8 protein-coding genes are annotated in these 9,317 nt (G+C 66.0%); 6 read left to right on the forward strand and 2 right to left on the reverse strand.

The genetic code is table 11. The features are described from left to right. The first annotated feature begins 224 nt into the window (after window positions 1–224). The gene (locus tag U5709_RS04555; protein WP_321972125.1) at window positions 225–1,319 is read left to right on the forward strand and encodes a glycerol dehydrogenase; all 1,095 of its coding nucleotides are present in this window, start codon (window positions 225–227) and stop codon (window positions 1,317–1,319) included. A gap of 431 nt (window positions 1,320–1,750) precedes the next feature. Here the strand turns inward: U5709_RS04555 and U5709_RS04560 are convergent, their stop codons facing one another. Together U5709_RS04560 and U5709_RS04565 are read right to left on the reverse strand one after the other, a co-directional pair. After that, a complete protein-coding gene (locus U5709_RS04560) occupies window positions 1,751–2,056 on the reverse strand; it encodes a CDP-alcohol phosphatidyltransferase (protein WP_321972124.1) in 306 nt (101 codons plus the stop codon). Window positions 2,057–2,182: 126 nt separating this feature from the next. After that, the gene (locus U5709_RS04565; protein WP_321972123.1) at window positions 2,183–2,848 is read right to left on the reverse strand and encodes an HAD family hydrolase; all 666 of its coding nucleotides are present in this window, start codon (window positions 2,846–2,848) and stop codon (window positions 2,183–2,185) included. A gap of 310 nt (window positions 2,849–3,158) precedes the next feature. Here U5709_RS04565 and aspS point away from each other — a divergent pair, with 310 nt between their 5' ends. From aspS to U5709_RS04590, 5 genes are all read left to right on the forward strand, one after another. Further along, window positions 3,159–4,925 (forward strand): aspartate--tRNA ligase, encoded by a 1,767-nt coding sequence (aspS, locus tag U5709_RS04570; protein ID WP_321972122.1) that lies wholly within the window; start codon window positions 3,159–3,161, stop codon window positions 4,923–4,925. 335 nt (window positions 4,926–5,260) lie between these two features. Next, the gene (locus tag U5709_RS04575) at window positions 5,261–6,121 is read left to right on the forward strand and encodes an NAD(+)/NADH kinase (protein WP_321972121.1); all 861 of its coding nucleotides are present in this window, start codon (window positions 5,261–5,263) and stop codon (window positions 6,119–6,121) included. Beyond that, window positions 6,118–7,746 (forward strand): DNA repair protein RecN, encoded by a 1,629-nt coding sequence (locus U5709_RS04580; RefSeq protein ID WP_321972896.1) that lies wholly within the window; start codon window positions 6,118–6,120, stop codon window positions 7,744–7,746. The genes U5709_RS04575 and U5709_RS04580 overlap by 4 nt, the downstream gene beginning before the upstream one ends. Before the next feature lie 9 nt (window positions 7,747–7,755). Further along, window positions 7,756–8,718: a TIGR02452 family protein gene (locus U5709_RS04585; protein ID WP_321972119.1), complete on the forward strand. Its 963-nt coding sequence runs from the start codon at window positions 7,756–7,758 to the stop codon at window positions 8,716–8,718. 106 nt (window positions 8,719–8,824) lie between these two features. Continuing rightward, window positions 8,825–9,226, forward strand: a complete 402-nt coding sequence (locus tag U5709_RS04590) for a heavy-metal-associated domain-containing protein (protein WP_321972897.1) — start codon at window positions 8,825–8,827, stop codon at window positions 9,224–9,226. Window positions 9,227–9,317 lie beyond the last annotated feature (91 nt).

The following is a 9,317-nucleotide window of genomic DNA, read 5'->3' on the forward strand; positions in this document are numbered from 1 at the left end:
CCCCCTCGGCGCGCAATTACTTAATCATAGGCAAGTAGAGGGTCGTGCGGGCGCGGCGCCGGCCAATGGGCAAGGCGATGGGGCCGCCCATTCGTCTTGTCGATCGATGTCGCCGTTAGCCGAAGCCGAGCGAGTTCGGGCCGAGGCCAAATCCATGCATAGATAATATAAATATGGTGCCGCAGGGCGAGGGGCCTTCGGCGAATTCGTGAGAGGATGAAAGCATGGCACGCGTCTTCATCAGCCCGAGCAAGTATCTGCAGGGTCCCGGCGAGCTCGACCGCCTGGGCGAGTACACCAAGGTCTACGGCAAGAAAGCTCTGGTCATCATTTCGTCGGGCGGTCTTAAGCGCTTCGGCGAGCGCGTCTCGGCGAGCTTTGCGGCGGCGGGCGTTGAGTTCGTGTACAACAACTTCAACGGCGAGTGCTCCCAGGCCGAAATCGACCGTCTCGTCGCCGTTCTCAAGGATTGCGGGGCCGACGTGGTCGTCGGCCTCGGCGGCGGCAAGATCTTCGACACCGCCAAGGCGGTCGCGGCGGTGCCCGACGTCCCCGTGATCGTCGTGCCCACCATCGCCGCCACGGATGCTCCGTGCTCGGCGCTGTCGGTCATCTACACCGACGAAGGGCAGTTCAAGGAATACCAGTTTTTTAAGCAGAACCCGAACCTCGTGCTCATGGACACCGACGTCATCGTTAAGTCGCCGGTTCGCCTTACGGTTTCCGGCATGGGCGATGCTCTTGCCACCTATTTTGAGGCCCGCGCCTGCACCCGCTCCGATGCCGGCACCTGTGCGGGCGGCAAGGTGACGGGTGCCGCCATGGCGCTTGCTCGCCTGTGCTACGACACGCTGATCAACGACGGCGCCAAGGCCAAGCTTGCCCTCGAGGCCGGCGCCTGCACCGAGTCGGTCGAGAAGGTCATCGAGGCCAACACCCTGCTCTCGGGTCTCGGCTTCGAGTCGGCGGGCCTCGCCGGTGCACACGCCATCCACAACGGCATGACCGCCATGGAGGAGACCCACGCTTATTACCATGGCGAGAAGGTCGCCTTCGGCACCCTGACGCAGCTCGTGCTCGAGAATGCCGAGGAGCTCTATGAGGTCCTGGACTTCTGCATTGAGGTCGGCCTGCCCGTCACCTTCGCTCAGCTCGGCGTTAAGGACGCGAGCTACGAGCGCGTGCTCGAGGTGGCGAAGCTCGCCTGCGTCGAGAACGACACCCTGCACAACATGCCCTTCGAGGTTACGCCCGAGAAGGTCGCCTCCGCGATGCTCGCCGCTGACGCCTATGGCCGCGCCGCCCTCGCCGAGGCCTAAATCGGCGTTGTTTGCCGGGTTTTGGCCCCGGTGGCGACCAGAATTCGCTAAGTATGCAAACAAAACTCGCCTCGTCGAGTGGCAAGGAATACCGCAGGTCGTTTACCTGCGGTTTTCTTTGCCGGAATCGTCGTCTACTCGGCGAGTCCCGTTTTGTTTGCATACTTAGCGAGAATTCCCCGAATGAGGACCCGGCTTGGGCCTGAGCGCGGCATTTTGGCCGCCGAGCGCGGCGTCGCTCGGCTCGCGCGGGCGAAAAAAGCGTGGGCCGTCCGACGAAGACGCCGGGCGGCCCATCCTCTCCCGCGGCCCTTTTTCCCAGGGGGGCCGCTGCTATCCCCAAAATCATAACATGCGCAAAGGAAAGCGGCCGCCACGCTCGGGTGACGACCGCTTATATAAGCAAATCTCCTTGAGTCGCAAGGGGAGCGCTACTCCTTCTCGCTCTGGATGGAGGCGTAGAACGTCGCGTGCTCGAAGACGTCGGCGATGGTCTTGCCGTTGACGAAGGGCAGCGACAGGAACTCGTCGACGGTGGGGACGAGCTCGGAGCAGTCCACGAAGTGGTCCTTCTCGTTGCGGCGGCTCGTGTCCTGCGCGCGCCACGCCTCGAAGTTCGCGTCGGTTAGGTAATAGACCGCGCTGTCGACCTTCATATACACAGAGTGATTGACGTGCAGGTACTCGGCGAGCTCGTTGTAATTGATGTCGAGCGCCTCAGCTGCCTTCTTGCCCATGGTGTCTCCTTTCGTCGGAAGACCAAACCAAAACTTGCCTTTGAATATAACCCGCAGGGCCTGAAGTTAACTGAACGAAATCGAATTGTACGGTGAGCGTTGCCCGCACGGCCGCTCGCGGAATTCTCAGCCCTCGTTGCCAAGAAGAACGCGCTGCAGCTCGGCGGGGGTATCGACGATGGTCTGCGCGCCCGCGGCGGCGAGCTCCTCTCGCGTGCGGAACCCCCATGTGCAGGCCACGCACGGGCAGCCGCACGAGGCGGCGGTGGCCACGTCCACCTCGGAGTCGCCGACGTAGACGAGCCCCTCGCGCACGCGCCCCATCTGCGCGAGCACGGCGTCGACCATGTCGGCCGCGGGCTTTTTGGCGATGCCCCGTTCTTCGCACTCGCCGAGCACGGCGTCGAAGCAGCCGGCCATGCGCGAGGCGATAATCTCCTGCACGGCGTAGTCGGCCTTGTTGGACACGACGGCGCACTTGATGCCGGCCTCGCGCAGGGCCGCGATCATCTGCGGGATGCCCTCGTAGGGGAGGGTGTGGTCGAGCGCGTGCTCGCCGTACCAGCTCTTGAACTCGTCGAACACCTTCTGCCAGAGCTCGCGAGAGGTGCCCTCGGGTACGCTTCTCTCGACGAGGCGGACGATGCCGTTGCCGGTAAACGAGATTATCTTCTCCTCGGCGCGCCGCGGCAGGCCGAACGCCTCGAGCGCGTGGTTCACGGCGAGCGTGAGGTCGATGGCGGTGTTCAGCAGGGTCCCGTCCAAATCGAATACGACGGTTGTGTACGGCATGGGGCGTTCCTTTCGGGTGGAGATTCAGGGAAAGAGTACACCCTGTGGCGAGCGGCGCGCCCGCGCGTCTCCTGGGGCTCAGCGCTCGCTGCGCTCGCTTGCTGGCGCGAAATCGCCCGAGGAGAAGCGCAGTCGCGCCGCTCGCCACAGGGTGTTGCCGGCTTGTGACGTGCTGAGCATCTCGGGCGGCCGGGACCGATACCGTAGTAAACTCAATCCTCGCGCGAGTCGTCGCCGTTTACGGCGTCTCGCCGTCTTGTTGCAAGTCCGCCCGTCACGGCACGGGGCGGAAAAGACGAAAGGGAACCACATGTCCTTCTCCATGCATACGCACACCTGCGGCGAGCTTCGCGCCGCCAACATTGGTGAGACCGTCACCCTTACGGGCTGGGTCTGGCACCGCCGCGACCACGGCGGCCTCATCTTCATCGACCTGCGCGACCGCGCCGGCGTGACCCAGATCTCCTTTGACCCCGAGCACTCCGGCGGCGCCGCCTTCCACACCGCCGAGAGCGTCCGCTCCGAGTGGCCGATCAAGGTCACCGGCGTCGTGCGCGAGCGCCCCGAGGGCCAGGACAACGAGAAGCTCGCCACCGGCCACATCGAGGTGCTTGTCTCTGAGCTCGAGGTCCTTAACACCTCTAAGACCCCCGCCTTCCAGATCGAGGACCACGTCGACACCTCCGAGGATGTCCGCCTGCGCTACCGCTACCTGGACATCCGCCGCCCCAAGATGGCGGCCAACCTGAAGCTGCGCTCCGACCTCACCTTCGCCATCCGCCAGGCCTTCCACGACGCCGAGTTCACCGAGGTCGAGACCCCTGCCCTGTTCAAGTCCACCCCCGAGGGCGCCCGCGACTTCCTGGTTCCCTCTCGCCTGCAGCCGGGCCACTTCTACGCCCTGCCACAGTCCCCGCAGCTGCTCAAGCAGCTCCTCATGATCGGCGGCGTCGAGCGCTACTACCAGGTGGCCAAGTGCTTCCGCGACGAGGACCTGCGCGCCGACCGCCAGCCCGAGTTCACCCAGGTGGACGTGGAGATGTCCTTCGTCGACCAGGACGACGTCATGGGCTGCATCGAGTCCGTGCTGGCCGAGGCCCTGGGCAAGATGGGCGCCGAGATGCAGCTGCCGCTTCGCCGCATCGACTACTGGGACGCTATGGACACCTACGGCTCCGATAAGCCGGACACCCGCTACGGCATGGAGCTCCACGACGTCACGCCGATCTTCAAGAACTCCAAGTTCAAGCTCTTTGCCAGCGCCGCAGCTGACGAGAAGCTCTTCGTCAAGGCCATCAACGCCAAGGGCGCGGGCCTGTGGCCGCGCGCGCAGATCGACCGCCTGGCCGACGTGGCCTCCGGCTTCGGCGCCAAGGGCCTGGCCTACATCGCCTTCCGCGAGGACGGCTCCGTGACGAGCCCCATCGTCAAGTTCTTCTCCGACGAGGAGATGGAGGGGCTGCGCTCCGAGATGGGCGTCGAGCCGGGCGACCTGGTGATGTTCGCGGTGGAGAGCCGCCTTAAGGCCGACGAGATCCTGGGTGGCATGCGCCGTCACATGGCCGACGCCCTGGAGCTGCCGCGCGAGGGCCACGACTTCCTGTGGGTCGTCAACTTCCCGCTGTTCCACTGGGACGAGGACACCAAGAGCTACCAGGCCGAGCACCAGCCCTTCACCCTGCCGACCGAGACCGATCCCGAGAAGATCATGGCCGACCCGCTGGCCGTGGGCTCCTACACCTACGACTTCGTCATGGACGGCTACGAGGCCGGCGGTGGCGGCATGCGTATCCACAACGCCGAGATGCAGATGGCCATCCTCAAGATGCTGGGCTTCACCGAGGAGGACGCTCGTGAGCAGTTCGGGTTCCTTCTCGACGCGCTTGCGTTCGGTGCGCCCCCGATGGGCGGCTTCGCCCTGGGTCTGGACCGCGTCTGCATGCTGCTCACGCACTCCGACTCCATCCGCGAGGTCATGGCGTTCCCCAAGACGAGCTCCGGCTCCGATCTCATGAGCGACGCCCCCTCCGAGATCGGCATGAAGCAGCTCAAGGAAGTCTCCCTGCGCCTGCTGTAAGACACGAGGACAGTCCCTTCGTCTTATTCGGCCGTTCCGCCGCGCGCGGAGCGGCTGTTTTTGTGCGCGTCTCTCGACTTTCGCGTGCGCGGCGGGCAGCAGTCTCCTGATTTTGAGGGTTTTGCGTCCTTAGTTGAGCTGACGCGACGCAAAACCCCTGAATACAGGGGAATCTCTTCCTGCTTTTGAGGGTTATGCGTTATCTGGCTCGGGCGAGCGACGCAAAACCCCAAATACAAGGGGAGTGGGCCGGTGTTCCACCTACCTGCAGCGCGAAATTCGTTTTCCTCGGGTGCTAGAATCGAACAAGATTTCCGATTTTGAAGGAGCGTGCCGTGAAGGTCCTCATCATCCCCAACTACTCGCGCCCCGATGCCCTCGAGGACGCGCGACGGCTCGACGAATGGCTCGATGAGCAGGGCGTCGAGGCCAAGTGGGCCCACGACAAGAAGCTCTTCCCCAACCAGGTCACGGACGGCTCGGGCTGCGACTTGGTCGTCTCGCTCGGCGGCGACGGCACGCTTTTGCGCGCAGCGAGCATCGTCGGTTACGCGGGTACGCCGATCCTCGGCGTTTCCTATGGTCACCTGGGCTTTCTTACTAGCGGCGGGCCGGAGGACCTGACGCTGCTCGTGGCTGATGCGCTGGCCGGCGAGCTCCACGTGAGCCACCGCGCGTCGCTCGATATTGAGTCCGAGTTTGTCCGCCCCGACGGCTCTACTTACACCGTCCACAGCTTCGCCTTGAATGACTTCGCCGTCTCGCGCGGCGGCCGAGGCGACATGGTCGAGTTCGACGTCTCCGTCTCGGGCAACAAAATCGACCGCCTGCGCGGCGACGGCTTCGTGGTCTCGACGGCCACGGGTTCCACCGGCTACGCGCTCGCGGCCGGCGGGCCCATCGTCACGCCCGAGTTCGCGGGCATGGTCTGCGTGCCTATTGCCCCGCACAAGATCATGGCGCGCGCTTTCCTCACCTCGCCTTCCGATGTGGTCGAGATTGACATGAGCCCCGAGAGGCCCGTCGAGCGGCGCTTCTTCGCCGACGGGCAGGCCATCGGCACCGACGACGCGAGCTGGGCCAACTGCGCCAGGATCAGTCGCGGGCCCGGCGACATCATCCTGCTCGATCGCGGACCCCAGAGCTTTTACAGCTCCGTCGCGCGCGTCTTCTACGGCGGAGGGCGCGACCAATGATCGACGAGCTCACCGTACGAAACGTCGCCCTCATCAAGGAGGCGACCATCGCGCCGTCGTCTCGGCTCACCGTGCTCACAGGCGAGACGGGCGCCGGAAAGTCGGCGCTGCTCTCGTCCATAAAATTGCTGGTAGGGGAGCGTGCGGACGCGGGAGCCGTGCGCGAGGGCGCCGATGCGCTCGAGGTCGAGGGGCGTTTTTATCTACGAGGCGGCGACCCCGATGGCGTCGTGGTGGCCCGCCGCGTGTCGGCCGACGGGCGCGGGCGCGTCCGCATCGACGGACGCATGGGCTCGGTCCGCGAGCTTGCCTCAGGGGTCGGCGCCACGGTCGACCTCTGTGGCCAACACGAGCATCAACGATTGTTACAAGTCCGGACCCACGTCGATATGCTCGATGCCTGGGCTGGCGACGCCGTGGCGGAACCTCTCGCTGCCTACAAAGAGGCCCTCGAAGTGTCAACTGCCGCAGCCTCTGAGCTGCGGCGCGTTCGCGAGCTCAGCCGAGCGAACGGGGCCGCGCTCGAGGAGGCGCAGTTCGTCTTGGCGCGCATCGAGGAGGTCGAACCGCGCGAGGGCGAGCTCGAGGAGCTCAAGGCTGCGCTGCCGCGAGCCGAACACGCCGAGGCCCTTCTCCAGGCGACGATGGCTGCGTGCGGGGCGCTCTCCGCAGACGGCGGGGCGCTCGACGCCGTCCGCGCCGCCGCGAGCGAGATGCGCGGCGCCGCTCGCTACGACAAGGAGCTCGCGACCCACGCCGATGTGCTCAAAAGCGCCCTTCTCGACCTCGAGGACGTGGCCTCCGAGCTGCGCGATTACGCCGACGGTCTCGACTTCGACCCTGCGGAGCTCGAGCGGATGCAGGAGCGTTACTCGGCCATCCAGGGCATCCTGCGCGTTTATGGGCCGACCGTGGCCGACGTGATTTCCCGCCGCGATGCCGCCCGCGAGGTCGTCGAGGCCGCAAGCGACGGCGGCCTCGCCGTCCGCCGCGCAAAGAAGGCCTACCTTGTCGCTGAGAAGCGCCTCGCCGCTGCAGCCGATGCCCTCGATACCGCGCGTGCGGAGGCCGCTCCGCGCTTCTCCACCGAGGTCAGCGCCCAGATGGCACGCCTCCAGATGGGCACGGCGACCCTCGGGGTCGCATCCGAGCGCCTGCCGCGCGACAAATGGGGCGCGCAAGGCCCCTCGCGCGTCGAGTTCGAGTACCGGCCCGGCGCGGGGCTTTCCGCCCGCCCGCTCAAGAAGATCGCCTCCGGCGGCGAGATCAGCCGCGTCATGCTCGCGCTCAAGGTGGTCCTTGGCGGGGCCGACTCGGCCGAGACGCTCGTGTTCGATGAGGTCGACGCCGGCGTCGGCGGCGCCACGGCTGTCGCGCTCGCGGCCGTTCTCTCCGACCTCGCCAATACTCACCAGGTCATCGTAGTAACGCACCTGGCGCAGGTTGCCTCCGTGGCCGATGAGCACTACCTCGTGAGCAAGACCACGAGCGACGTGCCCGAGACGACCATCGAGCCCATCGACGGCGATGCGCGCGTGCGCGAGGTCGCCCGCATGCTCGGCGGCAGCGTGACCGACGCGTCGCTGGCCCACGCCCGCGAGCTTCTTTCCGGCACAAAGGAATAGGGGATGAACATGGCTTACAACAAGTCTTACAGCAAGGACGATAAACGCCAAGGCAACCGACGCGACGGCGGCCGAGCGGGCAACGATCGCCGCAACAACCGCGCCTCCGAGGCCGGCCGCCACGTCGCCGACGTCGAGCGCCGCTTCGCGTCCGAGATCGCCTCGTCGGTAGCGTCTCTTCGCGTCTATGACTCGATGCCCTCGCCTAAGGTGGCCGAGCGCTGCGTGCCGACCGTCGAGGTCGTCGACGAGGACTCCGTCTCCGCCGTGCTCTCGCGCGGCCGCGGCCTCGCCTCCGCCTGCGACCTCGCGGTCCTCGACTTCGCGAGCTTCGTGAGCCCCGGCGGCGGCTACATCCGCGGCGCCATGGCGCAAGAGGAGTGCCTGTGCGCCGAGTCCACGCTCTACCCGGCGCTCGAGTCGCAGAATGCCTGGTACGCCGAGAACCGCCGCCGCAACATCAACTGCTCGCTCTATCGCAATCGCGGCCTCGTCGTGCCGCGCGTGCGTTTCGACCGCGAGAAGTACCACAGCTATGCCGACGTCATCGTGGTCGCCGCACCGTTCGCGCGCTCGGCCCGCGACGAGTACCACGTCTCCGAGGATGCCCTCGAGCAGGCCATGCGCGACCGCGTCCGCTTCGTGCTCGCCATCGCCGACGACCTCGGGCACAAGAAGCTCGTGCTCGGCGCCTTCGGCTGCGGGGTCTTCGGCTGGGATGCCGCCGTGGTGGCCGAGATGTTCCGTGAGGAGCTCGCGAGCGGCACGCACGCCGCGACCGAGGTGGTCTTTGCCATTCCGCGCGGACGTTTCGACGAGAACCTTGAGCGGTTTACCCATGCCTTCGCCGCCTTCCCCGAGGCGAACGCCGGCGCCTACGCGACGCGCGCGGAGCTCGCCGCAGCGGCGGCCACCGCGGCGGCCGCCGACGAGGACGACGACGATGACGATGATTGGCGCAAGTACCTTTAGCGCAGCGCCCCGGGCACCTCGCCCGGGGCATTTTCTTTATTGCGAGATACCCCCAAGGGGTATATAGTCAGCCTCATATAACTCATAAGGAAAGGATTCATTTGATATGAATACCAGCGACATCGTCATCATCGCGCTCGTCATCATCGTCGTGGCCGTGGCCGCCGTGCGCTTCGTCGGCACCGCGACCGGCAAGCGCGACTGCTGCTCCGGCGACGTCAAGAACCCCGGCGCCGCCAAGGGCAAGGCCTTCGACGAGGTTGAGGTAACGGACGCCGACCCCGCCAACTACCCGCACGAGGCGTATCTCGGCGTCGGCGGCATGAGCTGCGAGCGCTGCGTGGCCGCCGTGACCCGCGCCCTCGATTCGGTGGACGGCACGTGGGCCGAGGTCCAGCTCCAGGGAGGAACCGCGCACGTTCGCTGCAAGAACCCCGTCGACGAGGCCGCCTACCGCGCCGCTGTCGAGGCCGCCGGCTACCGCGTCGTCTCTTTCCGCGAGAAGTAAAACCAACATTATGTCCCACGGCCTGCTGCAAACCGGCGTTCTTGGGCCGCGTCCGAACAAATCGGGGATGGCGGCAGTTTCTCGCGGGCCC

The organism is Paratractidigestivibacter sp., assembly GCF_963660155.1.
Taxonomy (GTDB): Bacteria; Actinomycetota; Coriobacteriia; order Coriobacteriales; family Atopobiaceae; genus Paratractidigestivibacter.

Bases quoted from the DNA above. Each gene is read 5' to 3' on its own strand.
- U5709_RS04590 (WP_321972897.1), top strand. From the start codon at position 8,825: ATGAATACCAGCGACATCGTCATCATCGCGCTCGTCATCATCGTCGTG.
- U5709_RS04555 (WP_321972125.1), top strand. From the start codon at position 225: ATGGCACGCGTCTTCATCAGCCCGAGCAAGTATCTGCAGGGTCCCGGC.
- U5709_RS04585 (WP_321972119.1), top strand. From the start codon at position 7,756: ATGGCTTACAACAAGTCTTACAGCAAGGACGATAAACGCCAAGGCAAC.
- U5709_RS04580 (WP_321972896.1), top strand. From the start codon at position 6,118: ATGATCGACGAGCTCACCGTACGAAACGTCGCCCTCATCAAGGAGGCG.
- U5709_RS04560 (WP_321972124.1), bottom strand. From the start codon at position 2,056: ATGGGCAAGAAGGCAGCTGAGGCGCTCGACATCAATTACAACGAGCTC.
- U5709_RS04565 (WP_321972123.1), bottom strand. From the start codon at position 2,848: ATGCCGTACACAACCGTCGTATTCGATTTGGACGGGACCCTGCTGAAC.
- aspS (WP_321972122.1), top strand. From the start codon at position 3,159: ATGTCCTTCTCCATGCATACGCACACCTGCGGCGAGCTTCGCGCCGCC.